This window comes from Streptomyces sp. NBC_01017, assembly GCF_045162795.1.
GTDB classification, from domain to species: Bacteria; Actinomycetota; Actinomycetes; order Streptomycetales; family Streptomycetaceae; genus Streptomyces; species Streptomyces machairae.
Genome location: NZ_CP108683.1, coordinates 9,226,559 through 9,248,181, shown reverse-complemented (window position 1 = coordinate 9,248,181; position 21,623 = coordinate 9,226,559). Strand labels below are relative to the sequence as shown.

The window sequence follows — 21,623 nt, the reverse complement described above, 5'->3', positions numbered from 1 at the left end:
CCCTCCGGTGGTTCACCTCATGCGGATGCCTCGGCAGCCGCCGTCTCAGGAAGCTCCGCCCCGACGGCTCCTCAACCACCACGCCCCGGCGCCGAGCACGACGACGGCCGCGCCGATGCCGATCGGCAGGGCGACCGGCATGCCGTCGTCGCCGTCCGTGTCGTCGGCCGCGGCCTCCGCCGACGGGGACGACGGTGCACCGGTCGGGGGCGTGGGCGTCGCCGCCTCCTCGGTCGTCGGCTCCTCACCGGACGTGGGGCTGACGACCTTCGCGCCCGGTGCTGCGGCCTGCAGATCCAGGTGGGGCGCGGGGTGGCCGTGCCCGTGGCCGTCGCCGCCGCTCTCCTCCTCCAGCTCGATCCAGCGGTCCACCTTGCCGTCGCTGTAGCTCTGCAGGGTCTTGAAGACCAGCGACTTGGCGTCCGGCAACTGCCGTACGGTCACGACGTACTCGGCGTCCTCGCCGACCGCGAGCTTGGCCCCGGAGACGGTGTAGCCCCGGCTGGTGGGGGCGAACTTCCAGCCCTTGGGGCCCTCCTTGAAGGTGATGTCGGCCGGGGTGAGGCCCTCGGGAAGGATCACCTCGAGCTTGCTGATCCCGGCGGAGGCGGACTCCGACTCCGCGGTGAAGGTCAGGGCGACGTCCTGGTCGAGCGCCCGGGCACCCTCCGCCTCCACCTCGGTGTGCGCCGCGGCCGGTCCCGCGAAGGTTACGGCGACCGCGAACGCGACCGCGGTCAGGGCGCCGGTGCGGCTCAGGCGGCGGGTCAACAGGGTGGGGCGGGGCACGTGCGACTCCCTCGTACCGGTGATGTGGTCGCTGCATTCAAGCGCAGGGGACGGCTCAGCGCGAGGGGCTCTCGTCGGGAGGGTGGCGGAGGCAGGAGGCGACGACCACGAAGGGCCACAGGGACTGAATGGCCGTCACAAGGCGTTCGGCGACGCCTGCGGGACCGTCCTGAAACATCTCGATCATGAACCAGGCTGCGCTGACAAGCATCATCGCGGTCGCTGTCAGGGCGGGTCCGGGCCGCAGTGCCCACGGTGCGGCGACGCGGTGATCGGCGGCCAGTACGGGCCAGAGTGCCAGGAGGGTGAAGCCGACCCCGACGGCCGCACCGTGGCGCAGTGATCCCCCGCTGCTCGGCGGCGGGACCATCGCCACCACCACGGCCACCACGCCACCCGCGCCCAGCGCCACCCGCCCGGGCAGCGCGGCCGGCCGCAGCCCCCACGCGGTCACGAAATGGCAGACGCCCAGGGCGGCCAGGGCTCCCGTCATCACCCAGAAGCCCGCGGCGCCGTAGGCCGCCAGGACACTGATGGTCTGGGTGGCGGGATCGTAGCGGGGCCCTTCGAGCAGCGCCGCGATCGTCCAGCCCGCGATCAGCACGACCGGCGCACATCCCGACGACAACAGGGCCCATCTCGGGACAAGTCGCATCAGGCCACCGTAAAACGACCCTCGGTTCACTCGCCGCGCACACGCAGAAGACGGGCACCATGACGGCCTCGGAAGCGAACGGACCTGCGACTTTCGAACGAAACGACCGCAAACGCCAGGCCGCGCCACCCCTTCCGGCGCATAGAAATATCCACCAGCATGAGGGGCCCTGCCCGGGCCGGCAGGGTCGGCGAGTGCTGGGGGTAGGACAGACATGCAGCGCACCATGGGGAAACAGGCCGTCGACTGGCTGGCCTCGGCCGCCGCGGATCCTCGGGCGTGCAAGCAGCAGTGGGACGACGGTGCGGATGCGGTGCTGCTGGAGGCCGGACGGCTCTGGGACGTGCTCAGCGTCCCCGAACACCTCGGCCTGAGCGCCCTGGATCTGCTCAGACGGGCGCAGCCCCGGGCGTCCGGCCCCGTGCTGGTGAACTGCGGGGCGCGCAGGCTCGGCTTCTTCCTGCCGCCCGATCCGGCGGCCGAGTGGGTCGGACCGGGCGTGCGCCATGTCGGCAGGGGGTCATGGGTCGCCGTACCGCCGCCGTACCTGCGCGCCGGATGGCGCCTGGAGTGGCTGCTGCCACCCGACGGGACCGGCGCCCTCTACGACCCCGCCGTCGTGGAGCCGGCGCTGCGCGAGGCCGGCCGGGCAGGGTGCGGCCCGGCGCGCGTCAGTCGTCCGTACGCGGGGCGGCCACGCTGACGCGTCCGTTGCTCCCGCTCCACTCCCACAGCCCCACCGGTCCGGGCAGGCCCCGGGGGACGACGACGGCCGGTACGCGCTCGGCCGACTCGACGTGCCGCTCACTCGCCGGTTCGGCCCCGACGGCCCGGGCCAGTCCGGTGAACCGGCCGACCGTCCAGGAGGTGACTGCCTGCTCCTGGCCGTAGGCCGTGGCCAGGGAGTCCCACCGTGGGGCATGACGCCGGGGCACGGCCCGGCCGTGGGCCTGCCACTCCGCGACCAGCGCCGCGTAGATCGACGGCTGGCCCCGGACGCCGGTGACCGGTACGACGTACGACACGGGTGCGGCGTCGCCTCCGAGGAAACGCCGCGCCGCCTCAGTGCTGTCCATGCCGGGGCCAACGCCGAGGCGTGCGCCGGTGGTACGCCTGTCGCGCCCCCTACCACCCAGTCGGGTGAGCGTATCCCCCGGATGGAGCCATGGTGTGGCCGACGCGCACCACCCCCGCACCCTCCGGCGCCGCCCCGGCCATCCCCGCGGCGTCCGTGGCGGGAGACCGTCCGGCACCGCCGCGACACCGTTCGCCCCGATCGAGACAGGAGCCGCTTCCATGGACCGGAACGACAGCGAGGACATGGCCGACTGCCCGTGGTGCGCCGCACTGCATGAGGCGGGCCTGCCGCCGACGGCACAGCCTTCCGGATCGCCGGGACGGCGGCATGACCCGTACGTCTCGGGCGCGCAGTACGACGGCGACGACTGGTGAGCGCGGGACGGCTCAGCCCTGCGCCTCGCCCGGGAGCGGGGAGCGCTCGTGCAGCTGGGCGGCGAGTACGGCGACGTCGTCCTCGGCATTCGCGGCGTCGAGGCGGGCGAGCACCGTGTCGATGACGCCCTCGACGCCGACGCCGGACTCGAAGCCGACACCGGCCAGCCGGTCCAGGGAGTGGTCGATGTCCTCACCGCGATGCTCGACGAGTCCGTCCGTGAACAGCAGCAGGGTCTGGGCCGGCGCGAGCTTGTAGGTGGCCGGCTCGTAGCCGCCGAGTCCCGTGCCCAGGGGCGGGCCGACCGGCACCGGCAGCAGTGAGGTGCGCCCGTCTTGGTCGATCACGGCCGGGGGAAGGTGGCCGGCGCTGGCCAGGGTCACCTGGCCCCGGTTGGGGTCGAGGCGCGCGATCAGACACGTGGCCGGCCGGCGCTCCGGTTCCGTGGCGGCGATGTCGTCGAGCTGGCGCAGCACGCGGTGCGGCGGCAGATCGGCGGAGGCGATGTAGCGCAGGGCGGAGCGGTAGGCGGTCATGTCCACGGCGGCCTCCAGACCGTGCCCCATGACGTCGCCGACGACGAGCAGCGTCCGGCCGAAGTGCAGGCGGACGGTCTCGCACCAGTCGCCGCCGACGAGCGCGCTCTGCCCGACCGGCATGTACCGGATGGCGACGTCCAGGTTCGGGTGCGGTCGGCCGGGTTCGGCGAGCAGGGCCCGCTGGAGCTTGCCGACGACGCCCTTGACCCGCTCGTGCTCCCGGGCGTGCCGGATGTGGGCGGCGGCGCGTTCGGTGAGGAGAGCGAGGAACTCCGCCTCCGCCCGGGTGAACGGTGCCCGATCGCGGGCGCAGACCAGTACGCCGTACCGGAGCCCGTCGGTGACCAGGGGGACGCAGAGCACGGGCACGGGCCGGGCGCCGCCGGACGGCAGGGCCGCGGTCCTGCCCTCGCCCGGGCCGGTCGCCTCCCGTGCCGCATCCCTCGCCGCGGCCCTGGCCCACCGCATGTCGGGCAGCACCGCCGGATCTCCGTCGACGGCCACGTACCCCGCACCGGCTTCGCTCCTGCCCCGCAGGACCGCCGCCGTGCCACCCGTCTGCGCGGCCGCCTCCCGGGTCAGCTCGGCGTACGTGACGCCCTCGTCCAGCGCGGTGCCGATCCGCTCCACCGCCATGCGCAGCTCGGTCAGCCGGGACGGTATGCCGAGGTCCTGCTCGGGTACGCCGGGGGACGCGACGGGCTCCACCGTCGCCGGTCTATGAAATGTCTGGAACCAGCGCACCACACCAAACACTCTAAAAGAGTGACAAACCTACACAGGTGACGCACAGGTTGCCGAACGCCCACCACCGCCCGACGAGGGTTTGCCCTGCGTAACGGGGGCACGGGCGGCGCACGGATGGTGACCCGACTGCGACTGGCGGCAACGGGCGGACACAGGGGCGCACGCCCCGCATATATCTGCCTGTTTGATGCGCGGGCGCTCGCCCCATACGGGGAATTGAGCCCCGGCGTATGGCCGCGACCCCGGGCACCCGCTGCACTGAGGCCTCCACCTCTCGGTCGTCTGCGCACCTCAAGGAGGCTTTACATGGCACTCACGGAGTGGACGAGGTCAATGGAGTGGCTGGCCGCGGCATCGGAGGACCCCGGCGCCTGCAAACAGGAGTGGCAGAACGGCAGCACCGGCGTCACGCTCCTGGCCGCCGGACGGTTCTGGGACGTGCTGATCGTGCCGGAGGACCTCGGGCTGCGCGTCGCCGATCTCCTGGACGAGCTGTCCCTGCTCGACCGCGGCCCCTGTCTGCTGGACACCCGACGCCGGCACGTGGGCTTCCTGCTGCCCCCGGAGCCGCAGACCGTGTGGATCGGCACCGGCGTGCGCCTCCTCGGCGCGGGCACGTGGATCACCGCTCCCGCCCCGCACTGCCGCTGGGGCTCGCTGCGCTGGCTCGTCCCGCCGGACGGCACCGGCACCCTGAACTTGCCGGAGATCCTGGAGGTGGCCCTGCAGCGCTGCGCGGCCGAGCTGTCCCGCCGGCAGGGGCTCTGCACGACCGCCCCCGCACCCGGCGAGACCGCACCGCACGCCGGTGAGGAGACCGGGCCGCAGCTCGTACGGCAGCACGCGTCAGGTGCACGCCTGCGGGCTTGAGCGGGGCCAAGCGGGGCCCATGGGGCAGTCCCGAACCCGCAACCGGGGACGCATACTCTCGGAGTGGGCTCCGGGGAGGCCGGAATTCCAGGAACGGGAACTCCCAGGAACCGGGACAGGTACAGGTACAGGTACAAGAACAGGGGGCAGCTCCGTATGGTGACAGCGCGCCGCTTTCCGCTCGGCTCCGCGACCACGCTCACGGAGCTGGAGGACCACCCCCACCCCCGGCTGGCCCTGCTGCGCGCCCACGAGCCGGTCTCGTGGGTTCCCGTGCTGGGCGGCTGGCTGGTGACCCGGCGTGATCTCGCCCTGCGGGTGATGCGCGACGCAGCGACCTTCACGGTCGACGACCCCCGCTTCTCCACCGCCCAGGTGGTCGGTCCGAGCATGCTCTCCCTGGAAGGAGCCGAGCACAAACGCCACCGCGCCCCCTTCGCCGACCCGTTCCGCACGCAGGATGTGCACGACCGGTTCACCGGGTTCGTGGAACAAGAAGCCGCCCGGCTCGTGGAGCGCATCAGGCCGCGTGGCAGCGCCGAACTGCGCCGGGAAGTGGCCGGGCCCTTGGCCGTCGCCGTCGTCGCCGAGTCGCTCGGCTTGGTCGACGCGGACGCCGACGCGGTGCTGTCCTGGTACGACGCCATCGTGAGCGCGGTCGCCGACATCACCGCCGGCCTGTCGGCGAACCCCGCGGGGGCCGTGGCGTTCGACCAGCTACGGGGAAGCGTGGAGGCTACGGTCACGGCAGGAAGCGGGGCGTCCCTGCTCGTCGCGGCGGCCGAGAGCAAGCGCCTGACGCTGCCGGAGGTGGTCGCCAACGCCGCCGTGCTGATGTTCGGCGGTATCGAGACGACCGAGGGCATGATCGCCAACGTCGTACTGCACCTGTTGGCCCACCCGGATCAACTCGCCCTCGTGCGTGCCGATCCGGACCTGGCCGACGCGGCGATCGAGGAATCGCTCCGCCTGGAACCCGCGGCGGCGGTCGTGGACCGCTACGCCACCGCCGACGTGACGATCGGCGGGGCCGACGTCCGGCGCGGTGATCTGGTGGTCGTCTCGCTCGCCGGCGCGAACCGCGACCCCGAGGTCTTCCAGGACCCCGACCGATTCGACCTGCGACGGGACAACTCCCGCCTGCAGCTGGCCTTCGCGCACGGCCCGCACTTCTGTCTGGGCGCCCAACTCGCCCGTCTGGAGACCCGCGTCTGTCTCCTCACGCTGCTCGACCGCCTCCCCGGCCTGCGGCTCGATCCATCCTCGTCCACGGCCGCCGGGGGCCTGGTCTTCCGGAAGCCCCCGGCCCTGCGCGTGCGCTGGGAGGTGCCCGCGCAACGCTGACGCGACGCCGGGCCACTCCCTTTCCCTGACATGGCGATCAGGGCTTGCTTTCCCTGACATGGCGATCAGGGCTTGCAGTTGTACGAGGGGTCGTTGCTGCTCACCTATGCGCCACGGCGGACCCGGGCGGCCTTGCGAGCCTCGGCGATCTGGCGGGCCTCGGCAGACCGGCGGGACTCGCCACCGCCGGACCGCCCCGGCCGGGTGCCCAGACCGCGGAAGGGGGCACCGCCGCGCTTCGGGCGCTCGGCGGCCGGCCCGCTGCCGCCGACGGGGACATCGGAGGGAGCCTGGGCACCGGTGATACGGCTCAGCTCGGCCTCGCCGGAGCGGACCTGCGTGATCTGCGGCCTGATGCCCGCGTCGGACAGGAGACGGGCCATGTCCCGGCGCTGGTTGGGGAGGACCAGCGTGACGACCCTGCCGGACTCGCCGGCGCGGGCGGTACGGCCACCACGGTGCAGGTAGTCCTTGTGGTCGCCGGGCGGATCGACGTTGACGACGAGATCGAGGTCGTCGACGTGAATGCCCCGGGCCGCGACGTTGGTGGCCACCAGCGTCGTGACATCACCGGTCTTGAACTGTGCCAGGGTGCGGGTGCGCTGGGGCTGCGACTTGCCGCCGTGCAGGGCCGCGGCCTTTACGCCGCTGCTCAGCAGGTGCTTGGTGAACTGGTCGACAGCATGCTTGGTGTCCAGGAACATGATCACGCGGCCGTCGCGGGCAGCGATCTCGGTGGCGGTGGCGTACTTGTCGGCACCGTGCACCTGCAGCACGTGATGCTCCATCGTGGTGACCGCGCCCGCCGACGGGTCGACCGAGTGGACCACCGGGTCATGGAGGTAACGACGGACCAGGAGGTCGATGTTGCGGTCCAGCGTGGCCGAGAACAGCATGCGCTGGCCGTCGGGGCGTACCTGGTCCAGCAGTTCGGTGACCTGCGGCATGAAGCCCATGTCCGCCATCTGGTCGGCCTCGTCCAGGACGGTGATGCTCACTCGGTCCAGGCGGCAGTCCTTGCGCTCCACTAGATCCGCGAGGCGGCCAGGGGTAGCGACGACCACCTCGGCCCCGGAGCGCAGCGCGCCGGCCTGCCGGCCCATCGACATGCCGCCGACCACCGTGGCCAGCCGCAGCTTCAGCAACCGGGCGTACGGGGTGAGCTCATCGGTGACCTGCTGGGCCAGCTCGCGCGTGGGGGTGAGGACCAGGGCCAGCGGCTTCCGCGCCTCGGCACGCCGGCCGGCCGTGCGCACGAGGAGCGCCAGGCCGAAGGCGAGCGTCTTGCCCGACCCGGTGCGCGCGCGACCCAGCACGTCCCGCCCTGCGAGGGAGTTCGGCAGCGTGGTGGCCTGGATCGGGAACGGCTTGGTCAGGCCGCGGCTGGTGAGCATCTCCAGCAACGCGACGGGCATGTCCAGTTCGCCGAAGGTCGCTGCGGCGGGGAGGGCGGGGGTGACGGTGGCCGGCAGTGCGAACTCCCCCTGTGCTGTGGAGGAACGGGGCCCGGTGCTGGCTGAACGGCTCAAGGAGAACCTTCCTGATGAGGGCACGCATCAAGGAATTCCCGACAGTAATGAGCCGGACAAATTGCAAGAACGAGCCGAATGCAAATTCAAAGAATAAAGAATTCCGGCGGAATGCCGGAAAACGCAAGCTGAGGCCCCGCCGCAAGGCGGGGCCTCAGCTACCTCATACGCTTCGACGTCAGGCGGGAGTGATGTTCTCCGCCTGCGGACCCTTCTGGCCCTGCGTGACGTCGAAGTTCACCTTCTGACCTTCCTGAAGCTCGCGGAAGCCCTGGGCGGCGATGTTCGAGTAGTGGGCGAAGACGTCCGGGCCGCCGCCGTCCTGCTCGATGAAACCGAAGCCCTTTTCCGCGTTGAACCACTTGACGGTGCCGGTAGCCATATCTTTTCTCCTTTGGGGGCAGTACCCGGGGACCTACGCCGTGCGAACCCCTGCGGTGCCAAATAAGCCCCGTCCGGATAAGCACCTGAAGTTTCGGGAACCACAACTACAACTGTCATCAAGTTTAGCACGGCACGCGCATCCGGCATTACTCGAGGAAAGCCCATCACACCTCTGGAATCGGTGCCCTTGCCAGGCACCTAACCGAGGAAGCTCAGTCGCACCTGCCGGTTCGGGTTGTCCCGGTTGGTGTCCACGAAACTCCGTTAGGGCAACGCCGATCCTACCCAGACTGCCAACGCCTGGGCCAGGCAACAGGACCGGACTACGGCTGCAGCTATGGACGTCGACGCCTCGAAGTGGTTCGTCGTGGCGCCGCGATTCGTCAGCCAAGGACATCGGCGTGGCCGGTCTGGTCCTCTTCCGGCGAGGTTCATCTGGCTGACTTCCCTGACGGACGCGGCACGTTGGCACCGGCAGCGTGACCACGGCCCGGGTTTCTGGCTCCGCCACAACGCGCCATGAGGGGACACGCCGTCTGGATCGCGTCGACGGCCCCAGCCGCGTCCGCCCCTACCCTCGGCGCTGTGATGCTGACAGACGGAACATACCGGCTCGGCCCGACGACCGGCCGCCTCCTGATCAGGACCGGCCGCGCCGGGCTGGGCCGCCGGGCGGGACACGACCTCACCATCGAGGCCACGCAATGGTCCGGGGAGGCGGTGGTAAACGTCGGTGACCCCGACGGATCGTCGGTGAGTGTGACGGTCGAGACGGACTCGCTGGAGGTCCGGGAAGGATCCGGCGGTCTGAAGCCCCTCACCGACGCCGACCGGGCCGAGATCAAACGGACGCTGGCGGACGAGGCCCTGCTGCACACCGCAGCGCACCCCACGATCGCCTTCCGTTCCACCGGCATCACGGGAACCCCGCAGTCCTTCGAGATCACCGGGGAGCTCACCATCAAGGGCAGGACCCACCCAGTGACGGCGCACGGCAAGGGGAACGGCGACGGGCTGTTGCGCGGCTGGGCGACCGTCACGCAGTCCGCCTGGGGAATCAAGCCCTACACCGCGTTCCTGGGCGCGCTGCGGCTGGCCGACGAAATCAAGGTGGAGTTCGAGGTGGCCACGCTCGACCCGGTGGACACGCCAGAGTAGCCGCTGCACACGGGCCAGGCGCGACAGCCGATCACAGCCACTCGGTTCGAGGTCGCGGGCGGATCGGCTCCGCGGCCTACGGTAGAGATATGAGCGACATCGTCGTCGTGTACGAGCTCGACAAGCCGGTGGCCACACACTCCTCCCCCGGTTCACCGGGGGACGAAGAACTGCCCGTCCGCAGGGTGCACGCGGCACCCACCGCTCCGGGAGCGCCCACCACGACCGGACCACGAACCCTCTGCGGCAAGGACACGTTCGCCATGGAGACCGACCCCCGCAGGCCCTCCGAGCACCGTGGGGGGCCGTGGTACCCCACGGAGTACGCAACCGTGGTCTGCCCCGACTGCGATGCCGTGATGGCGATCTGACCGGCGCACGTACCAACAGCCTCCTGAGCGACTTCGCGCACGTACCCGCGGTGTACGGCTGGGCCGGCGCAGCATGATCAACGGCACTCTCCGGTGCACGACTCAATCCCCCGGACGCTCCCAGTCCGGATCGAACCTTCATCGCCGTCACCGCCGACGAGACATGGGTGGAGCGGCCCCGACCGCTGTCCGGTCCCCTTCCGTGACTCGTCGGGCGCCCCTCGAGCGGAAACATCCGCTGAGCAAGGCCAGCGCGGTCCGCAACCGCGCCGGGATCCTCGGCGGCGCCGTGATCGCCGCGCAAGCAGAAGCGGCGCTTTGGATCTACGGTGGTCTGCGAGGGGCCGGCAAGGCGAACCGACGTATTACGGAGGAGGCTTGCGATGGAGGAGCACTTCGTCTGGGTAAACGACCCGTCGACTTCAGCCGGGCGCCCTGTCCCCCTCCTGCAGCTCCTTGAAGCCCTCGCCCTGGATGGCGGAGAAGTGGACGAACGGACTGCACCTTCGGCTTCGACACCGCCGTGGGCATCGCGACGGAGGCCGTCGACCGTCTCCACACCACCGCCGAGTCGCACATGCGCACCCTGGTGGTGGAGGTGATGGGGCGGCACTCCGGGGGGGGATCGCCCTGCACGCCGGCATCGCCGGCGGCGCCAATGTGATCCTCATCCCGGAGCGGGCGTTCGACATTGATGACGCCTGTGAGCAGGAGAAGAGCTGGTTCGACATCAACTATGCGCCGATCGTCGTGGTCGCCGAAGGGGCAGTCCCCAAAGAGGGACAGATGGCTGGCCCAGGAGATCTCGGAACGCACCGGCAAGGACGCCCGCACCACCGTGCTGGGCCACGTCCAACGCGGCGGCACCCCTAGTGCTTTCGACCGGTGGCTGGCTACGCGCTACGGGTTGCACGCCGGCGTACGGCCAACAGGCAGACTGGATACCTGTCGTAAGCGAAGCGAGTCGGCGGTATGCGCTCCAAGGCCTCCCGGGCCCTCGCGCCCGCGGCGGACCACGACGTGGCGGGGCTGGTACGGGCCCAGCGCTCGGTAGCTGTCCGTCAAACCGAAAGGTCAGCTGTCCCGTTGGAGGGTTCGATGCGGATCACGATGGATTTGGTCGTGGGAGTGTTGCTGGTCTCGGCCGTGGAGTCCAGTGCGACCAGCACGTTCGTCTCCGGGTAATAGGCGGCGGCGCAGCCGCGCGGCGTCGGATAGCGGACGGCGCGGAAGCCGGGGGCCCGGCGTTCACCGTCAGGGTAGACGCTGATCAGATCGACCAGGTCGCCGTCGTGCAGGTGGAGGTCGCGGAGGTCGTCCCGGTTGACGAAGACGACCCGCCGTCCGCCCTTGATGCCGCGGTAACGGTCGTCGAGGCCGTAGACGGTGGTATTGAACTGGTCGTGCGACCGTACCGTCGTCAGCAGCAAGTGCCCCGGCGGGACTTCGGGCGCGGTCGGTGGGTTGACGGTGAAGCGCGCCTTGCCGGTCGGCGTGGGGAAAGTGCGGGAGTCGCGCGGTGCCCGGGGGAGCATGAAGCCGCCGGGCTGCCGGACGCGTTGCTCGAAGGCATGGAATCCGGGGACCACATGCTCGATGTGGCGGCGGATCACGGCGTAGTCGTCGCGCATGATGCGCCAGCCGAGGTCGTCGCCGAAGAGCGCGTGCCCGAGGTCGGCGATGATCGCGACCTCGCTGCGCAGGTGCGGTGATCCGGGAAGGAGCCGTCCGCGCGATGCGTGCACCATGGCCATCGTGTCTTCGACCGTGACGAACTGCTCGCCGGAGGCCTGCTGGTCGCGCTCGGTGCGGCCGAGGCAGGGCAAGAGAAGTGCCTCGGTGCCGTGGCACAGATGGGACCGGTTCAGTTTGGTCGCGACATGGACGGTGAGGTCGCAGTTGGCCAGTGCGGCCTCGGTGACCTCCGTGTCGGGCGTGGCCGAGGCGAAGTTGCCGCCAAGGCCGATGAACACGTCGACCTTGCCGTCGCGCATGGCCTTGATCGAGTCGACGGTGTCCAGGCCGTGGGCGCTGGGCGGCTCGAACCCGAACTCGTCGCGGAGCTTGTCCAGGAACGTGTCCGGCATCTTCTCCCAGATGCCCATGGTGCGGTCGCCCTGGACGTTGCTGTGTCCGCGGATCGGGGCGGGCCCGGCACCGGGGCGTCCGATGTTGCCGCGCAGCAGAAGGAAGTTGACGATCTCGCGGATGGTGGCCACCGCGTTGCGGTGCTGGGTCAGCCCCATCGCCCAGCAGACGATGACGCTGTCGGCGCCGAGCACGTCGGCCGCGCAGTCCTCGATTCTGCGACGGGACAGACCGGCCATCGTCTCGATCCGCGACCAGTCCAGGGCACGCCATGCCGCTGCCGCTGCCTCGTAGCCGTCGCAGTACCGGTCGATGAAGTCGTGGTCGAGGGCGGAGCCCGGCTGGGAGTCCTCCCGATCGATCAGGGCACGGTTCAGACCTGAGAACAGGGCCAGATCACCGTTGATACGCACCGGGAGGTAGCGGTCGGCCAGCTTCGTACCCGGGCCGACCAGGCCGCGCGCGGTCTGCGGGTTGTGGAAGCGGCCGAAACCGGCCTCGGGGAGCGGGTTGGCGGCGATGATGCGGGCGCCGCGCCGCTTGGCCTGTTCGAGCGCGGTCAGCATACGGGGGTGGCAGGTGCCGGGGTTCTGGCCCACGACGATGATCAAGTCTGCGTGATCGGTGATGTCGGGGAAGGTGATGAGGCCTTTTCCGACGCCGATGGTCTCGCTCAGGGCCGCGCCGCTCGACTCGTGGCACATGTTCGAGCAGTCCGGCAGATTGTTCGTGCCGAGCCTGCGCGCCAGCAACTGGTAGAGGAAGGCGGCCTCGTTGCTCGTCCGGCCGCTGGTGTAAAAGACGGCACGGCTCGGATCGGCGAGGCCGCGCAGGCGATCGGCGGTGAGCGCGAGCGCGCCCTCCCACGGGATGGGCGCATAGTGGGTCGCGCCGGGGGCGAGATGCATCGGCTGGGCCAGCCGGCCCTGCGACTCCAGCCAGTGACCGTCCCGCTCCCGCAGGGCAGCGACGGAGTGCTCGGCGAAGAATGCCGCGTCGACGCGTTTGCGTGTGGCTTCCCAGGCGACGGCCTTCGCGCCGTTCTCGCAGAACTCCGCGATCTTCCGGTGGTCGGGATCGGGTTCGCCCCATGCGCAGCTCGGACAGTCGAAACCGCCGACCTGGTTCACGGTCAGCAGCGTCTGCAGACTCCGCTTCGGCCCCATCTCGCCCATGGAATACCGCGCTGATTCGGTGATGCCGTGAATTCCGACACTGGACTTCTTGGGGCCTGACGAGGTCGGATCCGATGCGGGCGGAGGGACGCCCGCCGACCCGTGTGCATCCGTCGGGTTGATCGGTTGCTCAGCCATGACTGCCTCTTTGCCCACACGGGCCAACGGTCTGCGAGGGCGTAGTTGACCGCAGCCGCGTACGCGAGGTGCGTGAGCCGGGCGCCTGTGCGCACCCACCGCAAGGCGGGTGCGCACTCGGTGTCCGGCCTGACGGCGGCCGACACCTGTGGCTTCCTTCCCGCTCTTACGCCGCGAGCGCGTGACCGGGATGCAGTACGACCTTGGTGTAGCCCTCGATCCGCTGGTCGAACTTCTCGTACGCGCTCGGCGCCTGGTCCAACGGCAGTTCGTGGGAGACCACGAAGCTGGGCTTGGCGCGCCCCGCGATGATCAGGTCACGCAGCTGGCGGTTGTACTGCTTGACGTTGCACTGACCAGTGCCCATCCGCTGGCCCTTCTCGAACATCCTGCCGATGGAGACCAGCAGCTGACCGTGCTTGGCGTTCTCGTCGGGTCCGCCCGGGTCGGACGGCACGTACAGGCCCGGTACGCCCAGCATGCCCGTCGGCCGCACCGTCTCGACGAGTGTGTTGAGGACGACGGCGGGTTCCTCATGGCTCGCGTCGTGCGCCTGGGCCTGGTAGCCGACAGCGTCGACGCCCTTGTCCGTTCCCTCGCCTCCGGTCTGTTCCTTGATCCGCTCGGCCGGGTCGCCCTTGGTGAAGTCGATCGGAATGGCTCCGATCTCCTCGGCCTTGGCGAGCCGCTCGGGGACCCGGTCAACGGAGAACACCTTCGACGCACCGCGCAGCAGCGCGGAGTACGCGGCCATCAGCCCGACCGGGCCGGCACCGAAGACGGCCACGCTCTCTCCGGGGATCACCTGGGCGAGCTCGCATCCGTGGTAGCCGGTCGGGAAGATGTCGGCGAGCAGCACGAAATCGGTCTCGAACTCGTTGCCCGACGGCAGCTTCAGGCAGTTGAAATCGGCGAAGGGCACCCGCAGCAGCTCTGCCTGCCCGCCCTTGTACGGGCCCATGGCCACGTAGCCATAGGCTCCGCCGGCGAAGCCCGGATTGACCGTCAAGCAGAAGCCGGTCTTCCCGGCGAGGCAGTTCTTGCAGAATCCGCAGGCGACGTTGAACGGCATCACGACGCGGTCACCCTTGGACAGCGAAGTCACACCGGCGCCGGTTTCCTCGACGATGCCCATGTTCTCGTGTCCGAAGACGATGCCCGACTCGGCGGCCGTGCGGCCCTCGTACATGTGCAGGTCCGATCCGCAGATGGCGGTCGATGTGACGCGTACCAGCACGTCGTTCGGGTGCTGGATCTGCGGATCGTCGACGTCCCTGACGGTGACGCTGAAGGGCTTCTCATAGACGACGGCTTTCACCTGGATCACCTCCGCGGCGAACGCTGGGTGACGACGACCGCCCTACCGAGGCCCTTGCCGGGAGAACACGCAACTGGACGAAACCCCTCGGTCCGTGTCGTAGTCCCAGGCGCTCTTGCTTCACCAATCGATACTTCCAGGGAACGCCCGTACCGCATGCGGTGCAACCCCCATCGGCAGGAATCTCCCGGCGTAAGCAACGCACTGCACACGGAGGATCACCAAGAGAGACAAGGCAGGGCTCGTTCCTGGCGAGGGTTCCCGAACCGCGTGACCGCCGCCGGGTCGAATTTCCACCCTGTCGGCAGCTGTGCCATGGGCATCGGCTCCGACCCCGTGGTTGCCCCGGACGTGACCGTGGACGGCATCGAGGGGGCCGACCCCATCCGCGGGGCGAGACGGGCACAACGAACGCAGAAGCCGGGTCCTCCCCGCGGCACGGGGCTCATTTCCCGATGCTTCCCGATGTCCGCTTCCGGCGCTCCGTCTGGACCGTTTCCAGAACGGGCAGGTCCCAGCGCAGCGCCTACATCGGCCGCCGCTGCACGCCGGTGCGGCAACGATCAAGCCTCAGGGGCAGAGGGCGTCGAACCGCGGCGCCGGCGGTGGCATGCCGCTCTCCACACGCCCGCGCCCCACCCGTCTCAGACCCGAGCGCCGGAACCCCTACGGGCCTTTCCCGGAACCCTTGACCGCCCCGCGTTCCGCACCGCTTCGCGCTCGTCGATCTCCATCGCCCCCCTGGGCGCGCATCATCAAAGGAGGGGAGACCATCGACGAGGAGTTGCGATGAGGTTGTCGTTCCTTGACCCCCTCTACGCGGAGCCGGGCCCGTTCGCCTCCGTGTACCTGGACACCTCCCGAAACGTCGCGCATCCCGAGCGGGCGATCGCGCTGCGCTGGCGGCGACTGCGCGAGAGTCTGTCCCGTCAGGGCTCGGACCGGGCGCTGCTGAACGTACTGGAGGAGGTGGTCGGCGCCGACACACAGGTACCGGGGGTGCACGGTCAGGCCGTCTTCGCCACCCACGGCACGGTCGTCCTGGACGGGGAGCTGCCCAGGCCGCCCGAGCACGACTCCGCGCGCTACAGCACCCTGCCGCACGCGACACCCCTGGTCACCCAGCACCTTCCGGAGATCCCCTACATGGCCGTAGTCGTCCACTACGGCGGCCTTCCGACCGCCGAGACCCACGGCTGGGTCACTCTGGAGGCGGAAACCGGCACCTGGCCCGCGTCCACCGTCACCCCGGGTGAGCGGCTGCACCGCAGGGTCGCGGTGGCGACCTGGCACCGCACCTCCCTCCGGCTCGGCCACCGGCTGGACGAACGGGCGCGGCGCGCCCATGCCGACGCCGTCGTCGTGGGCGGGGACGAGTGGGCATGCAACGTACTGATCCGCCGCCTGCCGCACACCCTGCGGGACAAAGTCGTACGCGTGGGCGGCCGGACCCCCACCGACACCGGACGCGCCCTGTTGGAGCAGCAGCTCGACGGCGTCTTCCGCGGCCGCATGGCCGCGCACGACCGGGAACTCGTGGACATCTTCATCGGCCGGCGTGCCCTGGCCGGACCCATGACGGAGGGGCTGGCCGCCACCGTCGCCGCCCTCCAGCGTGGCCAGGTCGCGGCACTGCTGCTGAACCGGCCGCCAGGGTCTTCGCTGCAGCTCTGGGCGGGCTCCCAGCCCACTCAGCTCGCCCTGGCCGAGGCGGAGCTGATGTCCTTCGGCGTGCGGGCCCCGCGCGAGGAACGCGCCGACGAGGCCCTCGTCCGGGCCCTCGTCGGCACCGGTGCCGAGCTGGTCGTCGTACCGGAGAGCGAGCTGAGGCTGTACGAGGGCGTGGGCGCCCTGCTGCGGTACACCGACCCGGGGACCCCGTCCTGACGCCGACGCTGCGCCACGACGAGCATCGGCACACGCTGGCCGAGTCCGTACGGTCCGGCCGTGCGGATCGCGTCGCCCTGGTAGAGGTCCGGGCCGACATCAACCGTGGACTTGCCCCGCACGGCGGACTGCGGCGGGAACGGCGGCACTAGGTGGTCGAAGAAGCCGTCGTTCTCGTCGTACGTGATGAACAGGGCCGTCTGGCTCCACACCTCCGGGCCGGAGGTGAGCGCCTCGAGGACCGGGGAGATCTACCAAACACCGTAGTTGGCGGGCCGGCCGCATCCGAGGTGAAGGACTTCCGAAGAGCCACAGCATTGGGTTCGACGGACTTCCGAGACCAGCACCAGGGCCACGGTCACGGCACCGTGGCCGGTGCCGGCTCGTACACGGCCGAGCACGGCATCCCAGCTCCCCCCGCTGGTGCGGGGGTCAACTGCACGCTATCCATGGGCAGTTAAGCGACTGCAAATGACGTATAAAGCACGCACGGGTGCGCGGCCCCGCGTTTCAGCGGATGGCGGGGATGACGCCGGCGGCCTCCAAGCGTGCCGGATCCGCCCGGAGTATGGCCTCGTGGGCGAGGCGCAGGGTGGGCCCCGGCTCGACGCCGAGCTCCTCTCTGATCACCCGGCGGGCGCTGCGGTACGTCCCCAGCGCGTCCCCCTGACGGCCCGCCCGGTACAGGGCGACCATCAACTGGCGGTAGAAGGGCTCCCGCAGCGGATGCCTGACGAGGAGGCCCTTCAGGTCCTCGATCACCTCGTGATGGCAACCGAGTGCCAGCGTGGAGTCGATGCTCAGCTCGGTGCAATTCAGCCGCTTTTCCTCGTGCACGGCCGCGAACGATTCGATGTCCAACGACCCTTGAATTCCCTCCAGAATAGGCCCCCGGCACAGCGACGACGCCCTGCGGAGAAGTTCGGAGGCATGCAGAAAATCGGCCGCTCCGTATCGTTCTCGGCCACGAGTGTAGAGCACTTCGAATTCTTGGAAATCTGTTGTGGCGCCGCTCACATCAAGGATGTATCCCGGCGATGTCGTGGCGATCGGAGACGTTCCTATGGGTCCGTTCAGGATTTTCCGCAACTGTGAGACATACACGCGCAGACTCGCGAAGGCGCAGCGCGGCGGACCCTGCTCCCAGAGTTCCGCCACGAGCTTCTCCCCCGGTACGGTCTTGCCCGCCCTGATCAGCAGCAGGGCGAGCAGTTTGGTGAGCTTGGGCTGCTCGGGCGTCAGGTCGACTCCGCCACGGGTGACCCGCAGCCGCCCCAGCAGCTCGTAGCGGAGCGCAAGGTCGGCCTGTAAACAGGGCACGGACACGACAACCCCCCGAATGCGCGAAACGCATTCAATAAATATTCCGGTTCCCCCGCTCGACCCCAGGCATGGGGCCCCATATGGACAGCAGTTTACTGCTATGCCGTGCAGCATATGCGAGGTCGTTGCATGTTGCCAGTCCGTTCCGTTACACAGCCATTAAGGAGAATGAAAATCCAAAGACCCGGATACGGGCGGCCGAAGAAATATCCACCGCCGCCTACCGGGCGGCCGAACGACATTCAGCCAAAAGCCCGGCCCGCCGGTGAGCGGGCCGGGCTGTCCGGGCCGAGAGCATGCTCGCGTCTGCGCCGCCGGTCGGGCGGCCGCCGGTCAGGCCGCCGCCGGCCGGTCCGCCCCGAGTGTTTCCAGCAGCCAGGAGAAGAGCCGCTCGTGGAACAGCCGCATCGCACCCGAGTGGCAGTGCGCCCCACCCCCCTCGTCGGCCGTGAACACATGCAACGTCTTGGGCGAGTTGAGCCCTGTGTACACCTTCTTCGCGTGCTCCAGACCGGCGAAGAACAAGTCCTCCTCCGCGTCGAGGACGAGCACGGGGCTGCGCACTTGGCCGATCACCTCCGAGAGACCGAACGCGGTCAGCCTGCGCAGCAGTTGGGACGGGGTGTCGGCGCCGAAGGTCCACAGCGTCTGCCGCAGCAGCCAGCGGGTGAAGGTCTGCCGGGCGGCGATCCCCCACATCACCGGGTCGGCGAAGTCGTCGCATCCCTGCTCGACCCACTCCAGGACAAACGGCGGCAGCCCCACGACGTCGCCCAGCTGCCAGACCGCGTCATGGGCGACGCAGCCGGCCAGCCGGTGCTCGAACGCCGCGGCCCGCACCGCCAGCAGGCCGCCGAGGCTGGTGCCCATCAGCGTCAGACGGCCGGGGTCCACGCCGGGCAGGGACAGTGCGTGGTCCACGACCGGCGTGACCACCTTCTCCCAGTCGGGGCGGAAGACCAGCCCCTGCTCGCGCAGCACCGACCCCTGCCCGGGCCCCTCGAAGCACAGACAGTGGTACCCGCGGGCGAGGGCCGCCGCCGCCACGAAGAAGTAGCCCTCCTCGACGGTGGAGTCGAGGCCGCCGTGGTGGATGATGGTCGGCCTGGGCTCGCCCGAGTCGTCCGCCCGGTAGAAGTAGGCGGGCAGTGAGGTGTCCTCGTAGGGGATGCGGACGAACTCCGGCGGCCGGTCCATGAGTTCGGCCGCGTTGGCGAAGGTCTCCCGGGACAGCCGCATCAGTCGCAGGGCCTCCGGGTCCCGTGGTTGTTCGCGCTGGAAGAACTCGGCGGTCCGGTAGTAGTTGTGCGCCCGCAGCAGGGCGGAGCGGGCGCCGACGGTGCGGCCCTCGTCGCGGGCTGCGGTGCCCAGCCGGTGGACGCGTTCGGCGAGAGTGGCCCACGCGTGCCGCCAGGCTTCGGTGTCGCCGTCGGGGATGTGTGCGGCGACTGCGACGACCTCGCCGAGCTGCGCACCGCCGTAATCGGCGTAACCGGCGGTGCGCAGCGCCTGGTAGTCGAAGGCGGGGTCGTCGAAGAGGAACTTCATGACAGCGGCTCCTGTGGTGGTGGGAGGTGATCCGGAGCCGTGCCGAGGCCTGTCCCGGCACGGGTCGTGCGGGTTCCGTTCAGAAACGTGTCGACGATCGACTCGGCGAACGCCACTGATTCCACAGGGCGTTGACGAAGGATCAGCCGAGCGGCCATCGGACCGGTGAGCAGTTCGACCGCGTCGTTCAGGTCGAGGTCGGCACGCAGCTCACCGCTCGCGACGCCGTGCCGCAGCGCCCGCAGCATGGCTTCGCGTCGTGCGGCGACGACGGTGTCCTCGAACCTCTCGACCAGCTGCGGGCGGCGCACCGCCTCACCGAGCAGGCTGCCGATCAGGCGGTGCAGGTTGGTGTCCTGGCCGCGGTGGCGCAGCTGGTCCACGAGGGCCACCAGCTGGTCCCGCAGGCCGAGTCCTGCCAGCGGCGGCACGGGGAGATCGAGGGTGCTCAGCGCGGCCAGCACCAGCTCCTCCTTGTTGCGCCAGCGGCGGTAGATGGTGGCCCGGGCGACGCCGGCGCGTTGGGCGACCAGGTCCATGGACAGGTCGCCGAAGCTGCATCCCTCGCTGAGCAGGCCGAGCGTGCTGTCCAGGATCGCCCGGTCGGCGGCGGGGTCGCGCCGGCGGCCGCCCCGGGGAGTGTGTCCCGGGGCGGCCGCCGGACGTTCGACGTGTGGCGGCATGCGGTTCAGACCTCCGTGGTGTGGACCTCTTTGTTGGCGGTCGGCTCTTCGGCGCCGGGCGTCCCGGCTGCCGTACGGGAAGGCAGGAGCAGCAGGCAGACGAGGGCGCCGAGGAAGGTGACGCCGGCGGCGACGAGGGCCGTGAGGTGCATCGCGGACACGAACGCGTCGACGGCGCGGGCCGCGAGCGCGGAGCCGGGCGCCCCCAGCTTCTCCGCGACGGTGAGGGTGGCCGCGACGGACTCCCGCGCCGTGTCACGGACCGGGGCGGGCAGCGGCGTCAGGTGGTCCTCGACCCGGGAGCGGTAGGCAACGGAGAGCACCGAGCCGAGGACCGCGACGCCGAGGGCGCCGCCCACTTGCCGGAAGGTGGTGCTGACCGCCGCTCCGGTGCCCGCGCGGTCCCGGGCTACGGCGGACATCGCGGCGGATGTCGCGGGGGGCATGACGCAGGCGATGCCGATGCCCATGACGAAGAGGACGGACTCGATGACCCAGACCTCGGTGTGTTCGTCCATGGTGGCCACGGCGAGGAAGGCGAGCGAGGCGAGCAGCATGCCGCCGGCACACACCGGCCGGACCCCCACGCGCTTGGCGGCGAGCGTGGCCGGCGGCGAGAACGCCAACTGGGCCACGGCCAGGGGCAGCAGCAGGCAGCCGGCCTCCAGCGGGGTCCAACCACGGACACTCTGCAGGTAGAAGATTAGGAAGAAGGTGGCGCCGAGCAGGGCGAAGAAGACCAGGCCGATCACGGTCACGGCAGCGGAGAAGCGGCGGTTCCGGAAGAGGGCGAGGTCCAGCGCGGGGCGCGCGCTGCGGCGTTCCCAGAGAATGAAGAGCGCCAGGACGGCGAGGCCGCCGAGCATCGACCCCCAGACCGTGGCGTCCGCCCAGTCGTCCGACTCGCCGCCCTTGATCACGCCGTACACCAGGACGGTCAGGCCGGCCACGGAGAGGACGACGCCGAGGGGGTCGAAGCCGGTGCGCTCGGGATCGCGGGACTCGGGTACGACGAACAGGGTGGCGACGGCGCCGATCACGACGATGGGCAGGTTGATCAGGAACACCGAGCCCCACCAGAACCGTTCGAGCAGGGCACCGCCGGTGATGGGCCCCAGCGCGACGGCGAGTCCGGCGGCGCCGGCCCAGACGCCGATGGCCTTGGCGCGTTCGGCGGGCGGGAAGACGGCCATGATGATCGCGAGGGTGGCGGGCAGTACGAGGGCGCCGCCGACGCCCAGCCCGGCCCGGGCGATGATCAGTTCGTCGGCGCTGTGGGCGTAGGCGGACCACAGGGAGCAGCCGCCGAAGACGACGAGTCCGGCGAGCAGTGTGCGTTTGCGGCCGCAGCGGTCGGCGAGGACGCCAGTGGTGAAGAGCAGGACGGCGAAGACGAGGGTGTAGGAGTCGATCGACCACTGCAGCTCGCTCTGCCTGGCCCCGAGGCCGACGGGTGCCGGCTCGGCGAGTGTCTTCAGGGCCACGTTCAGGATCGACGTGTCCAGGACGACGAGGAGGAGGCTCACCAGCAGGACCGCGAGGACGCGCCACCGGTGCGGGTGCGCGGTCTGCGGGGTGTGCTCGGCGAGCTTGAGGCGGGGCTGAGATGTCACGGATTCCGCTC

19 protein-coding genes and 2 pseudogenes are annotated in these 21,623 nt (G+C 70.3%); 8 read left to right on the top strand and 13 right to left on the bottom strand.

Annotated elements, in window-relative coordinates:
* Positions 1–45 precede the first annotated feature (45 nt).
* Both OG331_RS42380 and OG331_RS42375 read right to left on the bottom strand, forming a co-directional pair.
* Entirely contained in the window at positions 46–789 is a 744-nt protein-coding gene (locus tag OG331_RS42380; RefSeq protein ID WP_406207098.1) for a DUF1775 domain-containing protein, read from the bottom strand.
* 55 nt (positions 790–844) lie between these two features.
* Positions 845–1,444 (bottom strand): DUF998 domain-containing protein, encoded by a 600-nt coding sequence (locus tag OG331_RS42375; RefSeq protein WP_406207096.1) that lies wholly within the window; start codon positions 1,442–1,444, stop codon positions 845–847.
* A gap of 214 nt (positions 1,445–1,658) precedes the next feature.
* On the opposite strand from OG331_RS42375, the gene OG331_RS42370 reads away from it, so the two are divergent.
* A complete protein-coding gene (locus OG331_RS42370) occupies positions 1,659–2,147 on the top strand; it encodes a hypothetical protein (RefSeq protein WP_406207094.1) in 489 nt (162 codons plus the stop codon).
* Here the strand turns inward: OG331_RS42370 and OG331_RS42365 are convergent.
* The gene (locus OG331_RS42365; RefSeq protein ID WP_406207092.1) at positions 2,116–2,520 is read right to left on the bottom strand and encodes a hypothetical protein; all 405 of its coding nucleotides are present in this window, start codon (positions 2,518–2,520) and stop codon (positions 2,116–2,118) included. The genes OG331_RS42370 and OG331_RS42365 overlap by 32 nt on opposite strands.
* Before the next feature lie 220 nt (positions 2,521–2,740).
* On the opposite strand from OG331_RS42365, the gene OG331_RS42360 reads away from it, so the two are divergent.
* Positions 2,741–2,896: a hypothetical protein gene (locus OG331_RS42360; RefSeq protein WP_406207090.1), complete on the top strand. Its 156-nt coding sequence runs from the start codon at positions 2,741–2,743 to the stop codon at positions 2,894–2,896.
* 12 nt (positions 2,897–2,908) lie between these two features.
* Here the strand turns inward: OG331_RS42360 and OG331_RS42355 are convergent, their stop codons facing one another.
* Positions 2,909–4,144, bottom strand: coding sequence for a PP2C family protein-serine/threonine phosphatase (locus tag OG331_RS42355; protein ID WP_406207088.1), 1,236 nt, complete (start codon positions 4,142–4,144; stop codon positions 2,909–2,911).
* A gap of 345 nt (positions 4,145–4,489) precedes the next feature.
* Between OG331_RS42355 and OG331_RS42350 the strand changes: the two genes are divergently transcribed.
* Both OG331_RS42350 and OG331_RS42345 read left to right on the top strand, forming a co-directional pair.
* Positions 4,490–5,053: a hypothetical protein gene (locus OG331_RS42350; RefSeq protein WP_406207085.1), complete on the top strand. Its 564-nt coding sequence runs from the start codon at positions 4,490–4,492 to the stop codon at positions 5,051–5,053.
* Between the two features lie 156 nt (positions 5,054–5,209).
* Positions 5,210–6,397: a cytochrome P450 gene (locus OG331_RS42345; RefSeq protein WP_406207083.1), complete on the top strand. Its 1,188-nt coding sequence runs from the start codon at positions 5,210–5,212 to the stop codon at positions 6,395–6,397.
* 104 nt (positions 6,398–6,501) lie between these two features.
* Here OG331_RS42345 and OG331_RS42340 read toward each other — a convergent pair whose 3' ends face one another.
* Together OG331_RS42340 and OG331_RS42335 are read right to left on the bottom strand one after the other, a co-directional pair.
* Positions 6,502–7,926, bottom strand: a complete 1,425-nt coding sequence (locus OG331_RS42340; protein ID WP_406207080.1) for a DEAD/DEAH box helicase — start codon at positions 7,924–7,926, stop codon at positions 6,502–6,504.
* A 178-nt stretch (positions 7,927–8,104) separates the two neighbouring features.
* Entirely contained in the window at positions 8,105–8,308 is a 204-nt protein-coding gene (locus tag OG331_RS42335; RefSeq protein WP_062705208.1) for a cold-shock protein, read from the bottom strand.
* A gap of 590 nt (positions 8,309–8,898) precedes the next feature.
* Here OG331_RS42335 and OG331_RS42330 point away from each other — a divergent pair.
* From OG331_RS42330 to OG331_RS42320, 3 genes and pseudogenes are all read left to right on the top strand, one after another.
* Positions 8,899–9,468, top strand: a complete 570-nt coding sequence (locus tag OG331_RS42330) for a YceI family protein (protein WP_406210662.1) — start codon at positions 8,899–8,901, stop codon at positions 9,466–9,468.
* 89 nt (positions 9,469–9,557) lie between these two features.
* Entirely contained in the window at positions 9,558–9,839 is a 282-nt protein-coding gene (locus OG331_RS42325) for a hypothetical protein (protein ID WP_406207078.1), read from the top strand.
* Between the two features lie 493 nt (positions 9,840–10,332).
* Positions 10,333–10,755: pseudogene (locus tag OG331_RS42320) on the top strand (6-phosphofructokinase); the annotation flags it as partial.
* Between the two features lie 145 nt (positions 10,756–10,900).
* Here the strand turns inward: OG331_RS42320 and OG331_RS42315 are convergent.
* Together OG331_RS42315 and OG331_RS42310 are read right to left on the bottom strand one after the other, a co-directional pair.
* Complete coding sequence (locus OG331_RS42315; RefSeq protein ID WP_406207076.1) at positions 10,901–13,240, bottom strand: FdhF/YdeP family oxidoreductase; 2,340 nt, start codon at positions 13,238–13,240, stop codon at positions 10,901–10,903.
* A gap of 166 nt (positions 13,241–13,406) precedes the next feature.
* A complete protein-coding gene (locus OG331_RS42310; RefSeq protein ID WP_365054973.1) occupies positions 13,407–14,558 on the bottom strand; it encodes a glutathione-independent formaldehyde dehydrogenase in 1,152 nt (383 codons plus the stop codon).
* Between the two features lie 789 nt (positions 14,559–15,347).
* Here OG331_RS42310 and OG331_RS42305 point away from each other — a divergent pair.
* A complete protein-coding gene (locus OG331_RS42305) occupies positions 15,348–16,445 on the top strand; it encodes a hypothetical protein (RefSeq protein ID WP_406207072.1) in 1,098 nt (365 codons plus the stop codon).
* An 11-nt stretch (positions 16,446–16,456) separates the two neighbouring features.
* On the opposite strand, the pseudogene OG331_RS42300 reads toward OG331_RS42305, so the two are convergent.
* The 5 genes and pseudogenes from OG331_RS42300 to OG331_RS42280 all read right to left on the bottom strand — a co-directional run.
* Positions 16,457–16,720: pseudogene (locus OG331_RS42300) on the bottom strand (alkaline phosphatase family protein); the annotation flags it as partial.
* 235 nt (positions 16,721–16,955) lie between these two features.
* Entirely contained in the window at positions 16,956–17,771 is an 816-nt protein-coding gene (locus OG331_RS42295) for a BTAD domain-containing putative transcriptional regulator (RefSeq protein ID WP_406207070.1), read from the bottom strand.
* Positions 17,772–18,101: 330 nt separating this feature from the next.
* Positions 18,102–19,316, bottom strand: a complete 1,215-nt coding sequence (locus tag OG331_RS42290) for an alpha/beta hydrolase family protein (protein ID WP_406207068.1) — start codon at positions 19,314–19,316, stop codon at positions 18,102–18,104.
* Positions 19,313–19,999 carry a TetR/AcrR family transcriptional regulator gene (locus OG331_RS42285; RefSeq protein WP_406207066.1) on the bottom strand — a complete coding sequence of 229 codons (687 nt, stop codon included), beginning with the start codon at positions 19,997–19,999 and terminating at the stop codon, positions 19,313–19,315. The genes OG331_RS42290 and OG331_RS42285 overlap by 4 nt, the downstream gene beginning before the upstream one ends.
* A gap of 5 nt (positions 20,000–20,004) precedes the next feature.
* On the bottom strand, positions 20,005–21,612 hold the full coding sequence (locus OG331_RS42280; protein ID WP_406207064.1) for a DHA2 family efflux MFS transporter permease subunit: 1,608 nt from the start codon (positions 21,610–21,612) through the stop codon (positions 20,005–20,007).
* Between the last annotated feature and the right edge of the window lie 11 nt (positions 21,613–21,623).

Excerpts from the sequence above, each read along its gene's own strand:
- OG331_RS42350 (WP_406207085.1), top strand. The coding sequence starts at position 4,490 with ATGGCACTCACGGAGTGGACGAGGTCAATGGAGTGGCTGGCCGCGGCA.
- OG331_RS42365 (WP_406207092.1), bottom strand. The coding sequence starts at position 2,520 with ATGGACAGCACTGAGGCGGCGCGGCGTTTCCTCGGAGGCGACGCCGCA.
- OG331_RS42360 (WP_406207090.1), top strand. The coding sequence starts at position 2,741 with ATGGACCGGAACGACAGCGAGGACATGGCCGACTGCCCGTGGTGCGCC.
- OG331_RS42370 (WP_406207094.1), top strand. The coding sequence starts at position 1,659 with ATGCAGCGCACCATGGGGAAACAGGCCGTCGACTGGCTGGCCTCGGCC.
- OG331_RS42290 (WP_406207068.1), bottom strand. The coding sequence starts at position 19,316 with ATGAAGTTCCTCTTCGACGACCCCGCCTTCGACTACCAGGCGCTGCGC.
- OG331_RS42335 (WP_062705208.1), bottom strand. The coding sequence starts at position 8,308 with ATGGCTACCGGCACCGTCAAGTGGTTCAACGCGGAAAAGGGCTTCGGT.
- OG331_RS42305 (WP_406207072.1), top strand. The coding sequence starts at position 15,348 with ATGAGGTTGTCGTTCCTTGACCCCCTCTACGCGGAGCCGGGCCCGTTC.
- OG331_RS42315 (WP_406207076.1), bottom strand. The coding sequence starts at position 13,240 with ATGGCTGAGCAACCGATCAACCCGACGGATGCACACGGGTCGGCGGGC.
- OG331_RS42325 (WP_406207078.1), top strand. The coding sequence starts at position 9,558 with ATGAGCGACATCGTCGTCGTGTACGAGCTCGACAAGCCGGTGGCCACA.
- OG331_RS42345 (WP_406207083.1), top strand. The coding sequence starts at position 5,210 with ATGGTGACAGCGCGCCGCTTTCCGCTCGGCTCCGCGACCACGCTCACG.
- OG331_RS42285 (WP_406207066.1), bottom strand. The coding sequence starts at position 19,999 with ATGCCGCCACACGTCGAACGTCCGGCGGCCGCCCCGGGACACACTCCC.
- OG331_RS42375 (WP_406207096.1), bottom strand. The coding sequence starts at position 1,444 with ATGCGACTTGTCCCGAGATGGGCCCTGTTGTCGTCGGGATGTGCGCCG.
- OG331_RS42330 (WP_406210662.1), top strand. The coding sequence starts at position 8,899 with ATGCTGACAGACGGAACATACCGGCTCGGCCCGACGACCGGCCGCCTC.